The organism is Pseudomonas sp. L13 (assembly GCF_009935965.1).
Classification (GTDB): domain Bacteria; phylum Pseudomonadota; class Gammaproteobacteria; order Pseudomonadales; family Pseudomonadaceae; genus Aquipseudomonas; species Aquipseudomonas lactis.
This window is the reverse complement of record NZ_QODJ01000097.1, coordinates 1-14,051: the sequence shown is the minus strand read 5'-3', so window position 1 is coordinate 14,051 and position 14,051 is coordinate 1. Positions and strand designations below refer to the sequence as shown.

Annotated in this window: 9 protein-coding genes; 8 read left to right on the top strand and 1 reads right to left on the bottom strand. The window is 61.5% G+C overall.

The features are described from left to right. On the bottom strand, window positions 1-2,162 hold a 2,162-nt coding region (locus DK871_RS27305), incomplete at its 3' end, for an ESPR-type extended signal peptide-containing protein (protein WP_375139755.1). Window positions 2,163-3,547: 1,385 nt separating this feature from the next. Between DK871_RS27305 and tssB the strand changes: the two genes are divergently transcribed. From tssB to DK871_RS27265, 8 genes are all read left to right on the top strand, one after another. Further along, a complete protein-coding gene (gene tssB / locus DK871_RS27300; RefSeq protein ID WP_161907351.1) occupies window positions 3,548-4,051 on the top strand; it encodes a type VI secretion system contractile sheath small subunit in 504 nt (167 codons plus the stop codon). A 33-nt stretch (window positions 4,052-4,084) separates the two neighbouring features. Then, window positions 4,085-5,626, top strand: a complete 1,542-nt coding sequence (tssC, locus tag DK871_RS27295) for a type VI secretion system contractile sheath large subunit (RefSeq protein WP_161907350.1) — start codon at window positions 4,085-4,087, stop codon at window positions 5,624-5,626. 24 nt (window positions 5,627-5,650) lie between these two features. Then, window positions 5,651-7,006, top strand: a complete 1,356-nt coding sequence (gene tssK, locus DK871_RS27290) for a type VI secretion system baseplate subunit TssK (RefSeq protein ID WP_161907349.1) — start codon at window positions 5,651-5,653, stop codon at window positions 7,004-7,006. After that, on the top strand, window positions 7,003-7,683 hold the full coding sequence (tssL, locus tag DK871_RS27285; RefSeq protein ID WP_161907348.1) for a type VI secretion system protein TssL, short form: 681 nt from the start codon (window positions 7,003-7,005) through the stop codon (window positions 7,681-7,683). Before tssK ends, tssL begins: the two co-directional genes overlap by 4 nt. Before the next feature lie 7 nt (window positions 7,684-7,690). Further along, window positions 7,691-9,451: an OmpA family protein gene (locus tag DK871_RS27280; protein WP_161907347.1), complete on the top strand. Its 1,761-nt coding sequence runs from the start codon at window positions 7,691-7,693 to the stop codon at window positions 9,449-9,451. After that, a complete protein-coding gene (locus tag DK871_RS27275) occupies window positions 9,417-9,908 on the top strand; it encodes an Hcp family type VI secretion system effector (RefSeq protein ID WP_116668776.1) in 492 nt (163 codons plus the stop codon). Before DK871_RS27280 ends, DK871_RS27275 begins: the two co-directional genes overlap by 35 nt. 134 nt (window positions 9,909-10,042) lie before the next feature. Then, on the top strand, window positions 10,043-12,700 hold the full coding sequence (gene tssH / locus DK871_RS27270; protein ID WP_161907346.1) for a type VI secretion system ATPase TssH: 2,658 nt from the start codon (window positions 10,043-10,045) through the stop codon (window positions 12,698-12,700). Between the two features lie 2 nt (window positions 12,701-12,702). Then, a partial coding sequence (locus tag DK871_RS27265; protein ID WP_161907345.1) for a type VI secretion system Vgr family protein occupies window positions 12,703-14,051 on the top strand: 1,349 nt, incomplete at its 3' end.

Sequence of the window (14,051 nt, the reverse complement as noted above, 5' to 3'; positions counted from 1 at the left end):
AACTGGCTGCCATTGACTGCCTCGGTGCTGGTGGCGCTCAAGGCGCCGGCGGCGACATTGGTCAAGGTCGTTGCAGTTCCACCCTGGTTGAAGGTCACCGAAGTTTTGGTGCTCACATCATCGTACTTGACGCCCTCGGCGGCAGTGTTGGTCAGATTGCTTATCTGCGTGCCCAGGTTAGTGACCGAGGTGTTGACGCTGGTGCTCAGGTCAGTAACCGAAGTGTTGGTGGCGTTCAATTGGCTGCCATTGACCGCGTCGGTGCTGGTGGCACTCACGGCGCCGGTCGCGACGTTGGTCAGGGTGGTGACGGTACCACCTGGGTTGAAGGTCACGCTGGCCTTGGTGGTGGCATTGTCATATTTGACGCCTACGGCGGCGGTATTGGTCAGGCTGGTGCTGAGGCCAGTCAGGGCCGCGCCGACATTGGCGCTGCTGGTGGCGGTGGTGGCATTGCCTGCCGTGTCGATGGCGGTAGTAGTGAAGCTAGGCGCGACCCAGGCACCCGTCGTCGGGTTCAGTTGCGCCCCGCCCCCCAGAGCGCTGGTGAAACGTTGATCCTGTACGCCCAGGCCATTAATCGCCGTGTTGGTGGCGTTCAATTGGCTGCCGTTGATCGCATCGGTACTGGTAGCCGAGACCTGCCCAGCCGCGACGTTGCTGATTTGCCGCTGCTGGGTGGCGTTGCCGACGCTGAGCACGCTGACTGGCGTTGCTCCTGCATAAGTATAGGTGGCGCCGTTGATGACACCGTTGCCCGTCGCGACAGCCGCAGTGGTGGTGGCGTAAGAGCCCAGCGCCAAAGAGTTTGCGACCGTAGCGTTGGCGTTGTTGCCCAGAGCGACGCTGTTATTGCCTGACGAAGCGGCCTGGCCACCAAGCGCGACGGTACCCGCTGTCAGTGCCTGGGCCTGCCAACCGAGCGCAAGACCGTCAATGCCGGAGGCGTTTGATTCAGAGCCGATCGCGACCGCGCCGTTGTTCTGGGCAATCGCCGCGTTCCCCAAGGCGATTGCTCTTCCCCCCGCTATAGTGGTGCTGGCACCGTTACCAATACTGATAGACGTGCCGCCGGCTGCGGTGGCCAACGGGCCGATGGCGACACTGTCGATGCCGGTGGCTCTGCTATCGTCCTTGGTTGAAGCACTGTGAAAGTACTTAATACCTGCCCCGTCGTTGACCATGCCGTTCAGTTGGGCACCCTGGGCGCTGACGGTGGTATTGGTAGCACTCAACTGGCTGCCATTGACCGCATCGGTGCTCGTAGCGTTCAAGGCGCCCACGGCGACATTGGTCAATGTGGTCGCGCCACCCGTTGGGTTGAAGGTCACGCGGGCCTTGGTGGCTGCGTCGTCATAATTGACGCCCACGTTAGCGCTATTGCTCAGGCTGGTGCTGAGGCTGGTCAGTGCATCGCCGACATTGGCGCTGGTAGTGGCGGTGGTGACATTGCCCGCGGCAGTGATGGTGGTGGTGGCGTAGCTTGGCGCGGAAATCTGCCCGGTCGTACCTGTCACCTGAGCGCCACCACCCAGCGCGGCTGCGGTTGAAGTGGCCGTGGCGAAAAGGTCGGTGCCATTCACGGCGTCCTGCGATGTCGCCGAAACGATGCCGTTCGCGAGTTGCAGGACTTTGGTGCCACGCATATCGAGTGTATTAATGTGCGCACCGGCGGTCACCGGCGCTGAGAGTGTCGCGGTAGAGCCGCCATTGACGAAGAGTTCATTGCCCAGTGTCAATGAGGTCGCACCCAGGCCGACTTGGCCAAGTGGGTTATAGAACAGCGAGTGGTCAGTCTGGGTTGTTTTATCGGCTGCGGTGCACGCCGCGTTAGTAACGCCACTCATCGAACCCGAATCGCCCACCCGGCTGCAACCGTTGTCCGTGCCGTCATTGACGAAGATGCCGTCGCCCGGCCCGGCGACGGCCAAAGGTGTAACGCCGAAGGTCAGGAATAATGGAATGATGGCGACATGTACTGCACGGAGATTGTATGGCGCTACACCCAGTGGGCCGCCCAGCGCCGTTTGCGCGATGGCTGAGCGACTTGGGCGAATGGCCGAGCGCCGGCTGCTGCGCCCGGAGTAACTGCTCACACCTTCCGAGACGACCAGCCAGCAGTGTTTTGAAACGCTCCAAATCACAGAATGTATTTTGTTCATTTCGGTGGCGTAAGCCGTCTCCGCAGCAATAATTAAGTTGGAATTCCGTTAATCATTCGCGCGCTGAAACTCGCTGGATAACAGAATTGAATCTAGCAGGGTTTTTAAATGAGCAGCTGTAATTCAATGGGCGCGCACATAAGTCGTACTGGCTAAAAGCGACTACCTTTTTGATTGGTCATGATCTGGAGGTAACTCTTTTTCATTAGTCAAAAAGTGCGGGTTGTTACCTGCTTAAAGGGTTAAGCGCGCGATGCATCTAAGTAAATCATGCCTATTCAAGCAGTTGGGGTCTTTTGAATATGTAGGAAAATTCCTACGGATATAGAGGCTCCCCATCAGCCTCGCTGACGCCTCTTGGGACAAAAACGAGAGGTATCAAATAGATATGGGGAATTCGTTCAGGCCTCATGCTTGGCATTCAGCAGAGCGCGTGAGGTTTAAATCGCGAGGTGCGGAATTTCTCCCGTGTATCCATTTGGGCTGTGCTTGTCGGTACCTACGTGGCGGATACGGAAACTGTCAATCGGTACCGTTCTTCAGGGTTTCTGTCCATCGCGTGAAAGAGAGGAGGTGTTGAGTGGTCGGCAGGTTGTCGTGAGGGCGCCGCGCAGGGCAGTCGATGGGCGCATTCGATGGTATTCAGGGCCGTCTCGCAGGAGTGGGCAAGGGAAATCCATCTTGTTTTTTGCATTTTTGAAAAATTTTGTATTGATATTTGCCCTCGGTTGTTTATGGCGTAAACCCCTTTTTTGGTATGGCTATTTGGCTCGGGACGTAGGGTTTTTAATAAGGTTTTTTAACTTCAAAGCGAAAGATTCCCCCTCCCCATTTGTAGGATAAAAGAGTTGAGCGGGATGATTTTACATTTGTGTTGAATGTCTAGCTGAAGATGCGAATAAAGGATGTAGGAAATTTCCCAGCGTGATGTGGTCATTTTGGTTTGCGATACGGGATCATCAAACAAAAGTGAAAAAAGTGACGTATTGATATTTTTTGAAGCTGGATGCAATACTCTTTAAACGTTGTGTTTACTGTGCGTTTCACACAAGCCTTCATCTGCAAAGGAAATGGAGGTATTAACTGTCTGTGCGCGGTTCTATGCGCTCAGGCTCGGCGAGGTGCTTGGGAGAGCGGTGCCGGATGTGTGGAATCAAAAAATACGCAAAGTGTTGGAAGTAAAAAGCGAGGTGCCTCGTACTCCGTCCCGCCTGGTTGGTTAACCAGAAGTTACGCGAAAGTGCGTTGCCTGTTGCAGTTCCATTATGGAGTTTATGTGCCAGGACGGTGACCTTTTTAAAGGCTGTCGGCCAGGGAATGAATTCCAGTATCCGTTGTTATTCGTGACGCAATAGCGTGTCGCGCAAAGCGTGTCTGGAGGACGTATGGCTTCAAATAGCTTTCAAAACGAAGTGCCCAAGGCTCGGGTAAACATCAAGCTTGATCTGCACACCGGCGGCGCGCAGAAAAAAATCGAGTTGCCACTCAAGCTCATGGTCATGGGCGATTACAGCAACGGCCAGGAACAGCGTCCGTTATCTGAACGAAACAAGGTAGACATCAACAAAAACAACTTCGACAGCGTGCTGGCCGAGTTTTCCCCCAGTGTGAAACTGGCGGTGGAAAACACCCTGGTCCAGGGCGACGCCGAAGCGTCCATCGCACTGACCTTCCGCAACATGAAGGACTTCGAGCCCGAGCAAGTCGCCCGGCAAATGCCGCAGTTGCGAGCCCTGCTGGCGATGCGCAACCTGTTGCGCGACCTCAAATCCAATCTGCTGGATAACGCCACCTTCCGCCATGAGCTGGAGCGCATCCTCAAGGACGACGCACTGAGCGACGAACTACGCGCTGAACTGGCCGCTTTAGCGCCGCCGTCCGCTCGTTGATTGCCCTTGGTCCGCTGATAAGGAACTTTGATCATGTCCGTAGAACACCCATCGTCACAGTCGCAACAAACCCAGACCTATGCTCCCGAAGTCGGCCAGGGCGTGTATAACGCCTTGTTCGCCAAGATCAACCTCAACCCAGTATCTGAGTTGGGCGCGATCGAGCCCTTCCAGAATGCCGAGGTGCTGTCCGAAGCCTCGCCCGATGAGCGCGTCACCGCTGCGGTCAGTGTGTTTCTGAACCTGCTCAAGCAGTCGTCGCAGAAAGTCGAACGCCTGGACAAGACCCTGCTGGACGAGCACATTGCTGCACTGGACACGCAGATCAGCCGTCAACTCGATGCGATCATGCATCACCCGGATTTCCAGCGGGTCGAGTCCACCTGGCGCGGTGTGAAATCCCTGATCGACCAGACCGATTTTCGCCAGAACGTACGCATCGAGTTGCTGGATATCAGCAAGGATCACTTGATCCAGGATTTCGAAGACGTACCCGAGATCGCCCAGAGCGGCCTGTACCAACACACTTACACCCAGGAGTACGACACTCCGGGCGGTGAGCCGATCGCGGCGGCCATTTCCAACTACGAGTTCGGCCGCGGCCCGCAGGACATTGCCCTGCTGCGCAACATCTCGAAAGTTGCCGCTGCCGCCCACATGCCGTTCATTGGCGCGGTGGGGCCGGCGTTCTTCGGTAAACAGTCGATGGAAGAAGTCGCGGCGATCAAGGACATCGGCAACTACTTCGACCGGGCCGAATACATCAAGTGGAAGTCGTTCCGCGACAGCGACGACTCACGCTACATCGGCCTGCTCATGCCGCGTGTGCTGGGGCGCCTGCCCTATGGCCCGGACACCATTCCGGTGCGCAGCTTCAACTACATCGAAAGCGTCAAGGGCCCGGACCACGAGAAGTACCTGTGGACCAACGCCTCGTTTGCCTTCGCGGCCAACATGGTCAAGAGCTTTATCACCAACGGCTGGTGCGTGCAGATTCGCGGCCCGCAGTCGGGTGGCGCGGTCACCGACCTGCCGATCCACCTCTACGACCTGGGCACTGGCAATCAGGTGAAGATCCCGTCCGAGGTGATGATCCCGGAAACCCGCGAATTCGAATTCGCCAACCTCGGTTTCATTCCTCTGTCGTACTATAAGAACCGCGACTACGCGTGCTTCTTCTCGGCCAACTCCACCCAGAAACCCGCGCTGTACGACACCGCCGATGCCACGGCCAACAGCCGCATCAATGCGCGCCTGCCCTACATCTTCCTGCTGTCGCGCATCGCCCATTACCTGAAGCTGATCCAGCGTGAAAACATCGGTACCACCAAGGACCGACGTCTGCTGGAGCTGGAGTTGAATAAGTGGGTAGGTGGCCTCGTCACCGAAATGACCGACCCTGGCGATGATCTGCAAGCCTCCCACCCCTTGCGCGATGCACGGGTGACGGTGGAGGACATCGAAGACAACCCTGGGTTCTTCCGCGTCAAGTTGTATGCGATTCCGCACTTTCAGGTCGAAGGCATGGACGTCAACTTGTCACTGGTTTCGCAGATGCCCAAGGCCAAAGCTTAAGCCCCTTCGCAAGGACACGATGTGATGAAGATCGACCGCCCCCTGTGGGCAGCGGGCGCCTTGCTGTCGCCGCAACAGTTCCAGCAGCAGGCGCGTTGGGAGGCGTGGGCCGACGACAGTCTGGCCCACCTGAGCCTTGTACACCCCTGGGGGGTTTGGGGGGTTGCCTTTGACTTGCAGGCCTTGCACTTGGGCAAGCTCAAGGCCACGCAACTACGGGTGCGCCTGCCCGATGGCACCCTGATCGACACCGACCATGTGGATCGCCTGCCACCGGCGCTGGAACTGGCGGGGTTGCTGGCCGACTCCCGCCGCAGCGCCACCTTGGTGCTGGCGTTACCGCTGGAACAGGCCAATGGCAATAACTGTGTGTTCGATGGCACGCGGGTCGACCGGCCCGTGCGCTATCGTCAGGACTGGCGCCAGGTACAGGACATGTATGGCGATGAGGTGCAATCGATTGGCGTGCTCGAACATGTGCTAACGCTACGCCTGGCCGATGACGACAACGCCGACTACCTGACCTGTCCCGTTGCGCGGCTGATGCGCGACGGGCAGGGCGCCTGGCACCTCGACCCCGATTTTGTCCCGCCGTTGCTCAGCTTCGCCGCCCACCCAGGGCTGGTGACCCAACTGGACAACCTGCTGACGCAACTGGCCGCCAAGCGTCAGCGGCTGATGGGCATGCGCCGCGAAAGCAACCAGCGCATGGCCGACTTTGCCGTGGCCGATGTGTCGCTGTTCTGGTTGCTCAACGCCTTGAACACCTATCAACCCGTGCTGGCCGATCTCAAGGCCCATCCTGCGCGGCATCCTGAGCAGGTGTACCAGGCGCTGATCAAATTGGCCGGTGGCCTGCTGACGTTTTCCCTGGAACACGACATGGACCAGATACCGGCCTATCGGCATGAGCACTTGGAAGCGGTGTTCCCACCCCTGATGCAGACCATATCCACCTTGCTCGAGGCCAGCCTGCCGTCGCGGGTGGTGGCCCTGGTGCTGGAAGAGGTGGCTGCCAATCGCTGGCAGGTCACGCTTAACGATGCCCGTTTGCGCGAGCGCGACGGTGCCGATTTCTACCTGTCGGTGCGCTGTCGAATGCCGGCCGCGCAGCTGCAAAAACACTTCCCGCGCCTGTGCAAAATGGGCACGCCGGACGACGTCAATCAACTGGTTAATGCCGCGCTCGACGGTATTCCCTTGCAGCCGCTCAGCCATGTACCGGCGGCGATTCCACTGCGCCTGGAAAACCAGTATTTCGCCCTTGACCTTGGGCACCCCAAGGGCCAGGCCATGCTGGCCGAAGGGGTCTGTGCGCTGTACGTCCCCAGCACGCTGGTTGACATCAAACTTGAACTCTTCGCGGTACTGCGCGCATGAATCTGACAGCCTCGAAAAAGAACCCGGCCTCGGCGCTGGATATCGACAAGCTCTTGCAAGACAGCTACCTGCTGGTGGTCGAACTGCACCAGGGCGCAGAGGTGCAAGACACCTCCGAGCTGTGGCGTTGCTGCGTGCGGCAGGTCAAGCAGGTGTATCAAGCTTTGCAGGCGGCGGGGGTGAGCAACAAAAGCACAGCGCTGATCTGCCATGCCCAGAGCGCGCTGTTCGATGAAACCGTGCTGAACCGTGCCACGGGGCCGGCCCATGCGCGCTGGGCGAGCAAGCCCTTGCAGGCCCACTTGTTCAACCGTCACCAGGCGGGCGAGTTCCTGTATGAGGACATGCGCCAGGCCCTGCGCCAGCCGGTGCCCGACCTGTTGGTGCTGACGGTGTTCCAGCGCGTGATGCTGCTGGGTTTTCGCGGGCGCTACCCCGATCTCAACCACCCCGAGCGCCAGCGGCTGATGGACGCCCTGAATGCGCACGTTCCGCCCCTGAAGCTCAACCCGATGCTCACCACCCAGGGCAGCGGCCCGCGCAACGAGCGGCTTGGCACATTGCGCTCGCCTTGGGTTCGCTTGACCATGGCGGGCGTGCTGCTGGTCGGCGTCTGGTGGGGGTTGGACCAGCTGCTCGGTGGCCTGGTCGCCACGCTTGCCCCTGGCCAGGCGTGAGGCTGCGATGACACTCAACTTGATACGAGGGCTCTGGCTGTGGGCCGGGGTGCTGGTTGTGACGCTGGCACTGATCATTCCGGCCTCGGGCTGGGTGCGAGCGGCAGCGATTTTGACGGTCGTGCTGGCCTGGGTCTGGGCAGAGCGTCGTTTCGCAAAGCGCGGCGCGCAGTTGCTGCCGCCTGGTGAGACGCCCCTGCCGGCGGCAACTTATCGCCAGCCCGTGGTGCTGGTGTGTGGCGATGGGCTCACGGGCTTGTTCGGTGCTGTTCCCGCCGACCAGTTGGCGCTGCGGCTGACTGCGCAGGGTTGTTATGTGCGGGTGCCTGCGCTGGACCAACTGGGTACGGCAGTGGCGGGCGTGTTGACGCAACGCCCGGACTGGGGTGGGCAACTGAACGTGATGTTTTGCGTCAACCCCGTTGAACATACGGATGACGGCGAGTTGGCGGGGCGGATACGTGCTTTTCGTCACCAACTCACGCTGGCGCGAAAACGCGGCCTCGCGTTGCCTTTGATGCTGGTCAGTTATGGGCAGACCACCACTGACGAAGACGCCTGGTTCAGTTGCGAGAGCGGCGAGCCCGACCTGTGGGTGCGCAGTGCCGGTGCCTGTGCCAGCTTGAGCGATTGGCAGCGCCAGGCCGTCGACAGCGCCCATGGCACGGAACGTCTGGCCATGGGCGTACAGGTCGGCAGCCTGGCCACGTGGCTCAAAGACAAGGTGCTGTCGCACTTTACCGGGCGTGACGGGCGTGTGCCGCTGGTGTGGGCGATGACACTGGTGCCGACCGTGCCTCAGCGCGTGCCCGGCAACCTGTGGCAGCAATGGCTGCGCGTCAGGGTCGCCCTCGGCGCGTCCGAACCCTCGGTGGCCGGTGCGAGCCTGCCATTTCCCGACCCTTTGCTCAACCTGCTGCCCCTGCGTATTCGGCGTTCTGCGCGGTTGCGTGCGGGCATCATGGCGGTGTGGCTGTTCACCCTGGCGGGCGTGGTGGCGCTGGCCAGTTCGGCCTGGCAGAACAACCTGCTGTTGCGTCAGGTCAGCGATGACCTGCGCCGCTATCACGCCATCCCGCTGGCCGAGCGCCGCGACCAGCCGCAATTCGCCCTGCGCGAAAACGCGGTGGCCGTATTACGTGAGGACGCCGCGCGCCTGGACGACTACTACCGCCAGGGCGAGCCGCTGGCCCTGGGGCTTGGCTTGTACCGAGGGGAGCGTCTGCGCCTGCCGTTACTGGCGACCATCGCTGCCCACCGGCAACCGCCCGAGGCTCCACCGCCGATGAAGATTCCCGATGCGGTGCGCCTGGACAGCCTCTCCCTGTTCGATCCTGGCCGGGCTGAACTCAAGGCGGGCTCCACCAAGGTGTTGATCGACGCACTGGTCAACATCAAGGCCCAGGCCGGTTGGCTGATCGTCATCGCCGGGCATACCGACATCACCGGCAGCCCTGGCCAGAACCTTGAGCTGTCCCGCGCCCGCGCCGCCTCGGTGCGCGACTGGATGCAGCGCATGGGCGACATTCCTGACAGTTGCTTCGCGGTCCAGGGCTTTGGCGCCCAGCAGCCCGTGGCAAGCAATGACACCGACGCCGGGCGCGCCGCCAACCGTCGCGTCGATATTCGTCTGGTACCGGAAGCAGGGGCCTGTGCGCTTCCTGCTGCGGCGCCGGGCAAGACCCCGCCTGTCGCATCCCGTGGCATGCAAACCCCGAAAAAAGGAGCTTCACATGGCAATTCCCGTTTACCTCTGGCTGCAAGATGACGGCGGCGCGGAAATCAAAGGTTCCGTGAACGTGCAGAAACGCGAAGGCAGTATCGAGGTCATCGCCCAGGACCACAGCCTGTACATCCCCACCGACAACAACACCGGTAAGTTGACCGGCACGCGGGTGCACACCCCGTTCCTGTTCAGCAAGGAAATCGATGCGTCCAGCCCTTACCTGTACAAGGCGGTGACCACCGGCCAGACGCTTAAAAGCGCCGAGTTCAAGTGGTACCGCATCGACGACGCCGGCCAGGAAGTCGAGTACTTCATCACCAAGCTGGAAAACGTCAAGGTCGTCAAAGTCGCGCCGAAAATGCACGACATCAAAGACCAGGGCAAAGAGAAGCACAACCACATGGAACAGGTCGAGTTGCGCTACGAGAAGGTCACCTGGACCTACAAGGACGGCAACATCATCCACTCTGATGCCTGGAACGAACGCCAGAGCGCCTGATGCGTAGAAACCGGCAGGCGCCTGTGCGCCTGCCGGTTCGCGGTGTGCAGGGTTGAGCGCCCGTTCGCGGACGCTCAGCCAAACACATCGAGCTTTGATGACACGCCGAGCCCCCACACCAGAGATGCACGCCCATGGCCCAGAACTCCGCCCTTTTGCTTCGCCGCCTCAACCCCTATTGCGCCCAGGCCTTGAGTGCCGCGGCGACCCTGTGCCAGAGCCGCGCCCACGGGGTGATCAGCATCGAGCATTGGCTGCTCAAGTTGCTGGAGCAGGGCGAGGGCGACCTGACCGTGATTGCCCGGCGCTATGAATGGGACATGGACACGCTGTGGCGGGGCCTGCTCGCTCATCTCGACCGGCTGCCGCGCAGCGTGCACAGCAAGCCGCAGTTGTGTGACAAGTTGCACCATTTGATCAAATGCGCCTGGCTATACGCATCGCTGGACAGCCGCAACGAATCCATCCGCTCGGCGCACCTGCTCGCAGCCTTGCTGGAAAACCCCGACCTGCTGGCCTGCGAGGCTACCTGGCCGCTGCTCAGCCTCAGCGACAACCAGCTGCGACGCTTGTCCGGGCTGCTCGACCAACAGTCGATCGAGCGTGCGCAACCGACCCAGCACTACACATTGGAACCCACCGATAATGCGTCGGACGCCAATGTCTCGCTCCCCGAATTGCAGGAGGCGTTGCAGGGCATCCTCGACCGCTTCACCCAGGACGTGACCGCCAAGGCCAGGGCAGGGCTGATCGACCCGGTGTTTGGGCGGGACGATGAAATCCGTCAGGTCATCGACGTTCTGAGCCGCCGGCGCAAGAACAACCCGATCCTGGTGGGCGAACCCGGCGTGGGCAAGACCGCCTTGGTCGAAGGGTTGGCGCTGCGCATCGCCGAAGGCAACGTGCCCGACAGCCTCAAGTCGGTCAGCCTGCGCACCCTGGACCTGGGCCTGTTGCAGGCGGGCGCCGGGGTCAAGGGTGAGTTCGAGCAGCGTCTGAAAAACGTCATCGACGCCGTGCAGCAATCGCCGCTGCCGGTGCTGTTGTTCATCGACGAAGCCCACACCCTGATCGGCGCGGGCAACCAGGCGGGTGGCGCCGACGCGGCCAACCTGCTCAAACCAGCCCTGGCCCGTGGTGAATTGCGCACCATCGCCGCCACCACCTGGAGCGAGTACAAACAATATTTCGAGCGTGACGCGGCCCTGGAGCGGCGCTTTCAGGTGGTCAAGGTCGACGAGCCGGACGACGCCAACGCCAGCCTCATGTTGCGCGGCCTCAAGGCGCGCTACGCCAGCCACCATGGCGTGCACATCCAGGACGCGGCGGTGCAGGCGGCGGTCAGCCTGTCGCGGCGCTACCTCACCGGGCGCCAACTGCCGGACAAAGCCGTCGACCTGCTCGACACCGCCAGCGCCAGGGTGCGCATGAGCCTGGACTGCGAGCCGCAGCCGCTGGTGCGCCTCAAAGCCCAGCAGGCCGCCCTGGAACTGGAGCACCTGGCCCTGGAAGAAGATTGCAAACTCAACGGCGCCGATGCTGAGGAGCGCCTGGAGGCCATCGCCGGCCAGCACGCCGACCTGCAGCGTCGGCAAGCGGCCCTGGAAGACCAATACCACCGCGAACTCCAGCTCACCCAGCAGTTGCTCGCGGCACGCCTGGGCGAGTCATCGAGCCGGGACGTTTGTCTGCACCTGCAGCAACAGTTGCATGAGGTTCAGGGCCACCAACCGTTGCTGTCGTTGGACGTGGATGTGCGCAGCGTCGCCGAAGTGATCGCCGACTGGACCGGCGTACCCCTGGGCAGCCTGCTCAAGGACGAGCAGGCCAACCTGCTGGAACTGGAGCGCCAACTGGGCGAGCAGGTGATCGGCCAGGACCACGCCCTGAGCGCCCTGGCCCAGCGCCTGCGCGCCGCCAAGACCGGCCTCACCGACGACAAGGCACCGCTGGGCGTGTTCCTGCTGGTGGGCACCAGCGGCGTCGGCAAAACCGAAACCGCCCTGGCCCTGGCCAACACCCTGTTCGGTGGCGAACAAGCGCTGATCACCCTCAACCTCTCGGAATACCAGGAAGCCCACACCGTCAGCCAACTCAAAGGCTCGCCCCCCGGTTATGTAGGTTACGGCCAGGGCGGCGTGCTCACCGACGCCGTGCGCCAACGCCCCTACAGCGTGGTGCTGCTCGATGAAGTGGAAAAAGCCCACCGCGACGTGATCAATCTGTTCTACCAGGTGTTCGACCGTGGCTTTATGCGCGATGGCGAAGGGCGCGAAATCGACTTTCGCAACACCGTCATCCTCATGACCTCCAACCTGGGCAGCGACGACCTGCAAGCCTGCCTGCAAGAGTTCCCCGGCGCCCCCGACAGCACCCTGCAAGAACTGCTGCGCCCGATCCTGCGCGAGCATTTCCAGCCGGCCTTGCTCGCCCGCTTCCAAACCCTCATCTACCGTCCGCTGCTGGCCGATGCCCTGCAACGCATCGTCGCCATCAAGCTGGGCCAGGTTGCCAAGCGCTTGCAGCGCCACTATGGCGTGCACTGCCGCGTCGACTTGGCCCTCAACCAGGCACTGGTTGCCGCGTGCCTGCTGCCCGACACCGGCGCGCGCAACATCGACAGCCTGCTCAATCAGCAGATCCTGCCCGTGCTCAGCCAACAACTGCTGCGCCGCCAGGCCGCCCACGAGAAAACCACTGAGGTGACCCTGGGCTACAGCGAGGAGGAGGGCGTCATCCTGCACTTCAACGACGGCCAAGACCACCACACGCCGGTCGCCCTGGAGGCCTGAACATGCTCAATGAACTGCGCACCTTCTTCGACCACAGTCGCCACAAACTGTCGGTCTATGGGCTGGATTCAGTATTGGACGTGCTGGCCTTCGAAGGCCAGGAAGGGCTAAGCCAGCCGTTCAGCTACCGCGTCGAATTCACCTGCCTCGACGGCGACCTAAGTGCCGACAGCCTGCTGGGCAAAGACGCCAACTTCAGCCTGCACGGCCCCGGCCTGAGCCCCGACATGGCCGCGCTCAAAGCCGTGGGCATTGAGGTGCCCCCGGTCAAGCCACTGCGCACCCTGCACGGCGTGGTCACCGGCTTCAAACGCCTGTCCGGCTCCCTGGACGAAGCCCGCTACGAAATCACCCTGGAACCGCGCCTGGCCTTGCTGGCTCGCGGCAAACAATTTCGCATCTACCAACACCAGTCGGTGCCGCAGATCGTCGAAAGCATCCTGCGCAGCCGCCATGATTTCGAAGGTCAGGACTTCCTCTTCAACCTGGTGCGCGAATACCCCAAGCGCGAACAGGTCATGCAGTACGACGAAAGCGACCTGGCCTTCATCTCGCGCCTGTTGGCCGAAGTCGGCATCTGGTACCGCTTCACCCGCGACGAACGCCTGAACATCGATGTGGTGGAATTCCACGACGACCAGCGTCACTACCAGTTCGACGTGCAACTGCCATACCGCCCGCAATCCGGCCTGAACAGCAGCGGCCAGGACGGCGTATGGCGCCTGCAATCGAACCACAAGGTGGTGGAGCAACACGTCAACATCCGCGCCTACCACCACCGCGTCGCCAACGCCCACCTCGACGGTGATGTGGACCAAAGCCGTGGCGCTAAAGGCACCTACGGCGAGGCCTACCACTACGCCGAACCCTACAATGTCATCGGCGACCGCTACGACCAGGACGAAGACCTGCAAAGCGAAAGCGGCTACTTCTACGCGCGCCTGCGCCACGAACGCTACCTCAACGGCCAGACCCACCTCAGCGGCGTCAGCAGCAGCCCCAGCCTGACCCCCGGCCAAGTCCTGAAAATCACCGGCGGCGCGCCCAACGCCTTCACCCCCGGCGCGGTCATCACCCAAGTCACCACCCACGCCGCCCGCGACCGCAGTTTTGAAGCCAGCTTCCAGGCCATTCCCTACTCGGAAACCGTGTGCTTTCGCCCGGCATTGCTGCCCAAACCGCAAATCGCCGGCACCGTCCCGGCCCGCGTCACCAGCCCCAAAGAACACGACCCCTACGGCCACATCGACCTCGAAGGCCGCTACAAAGTCCATTTCCTGTTCGACCGCGACACCTGGAAACCCGGCCAGGAAAGCCTCTGGCTACGCCTGGCCCGGCCCTACGCTGGCGA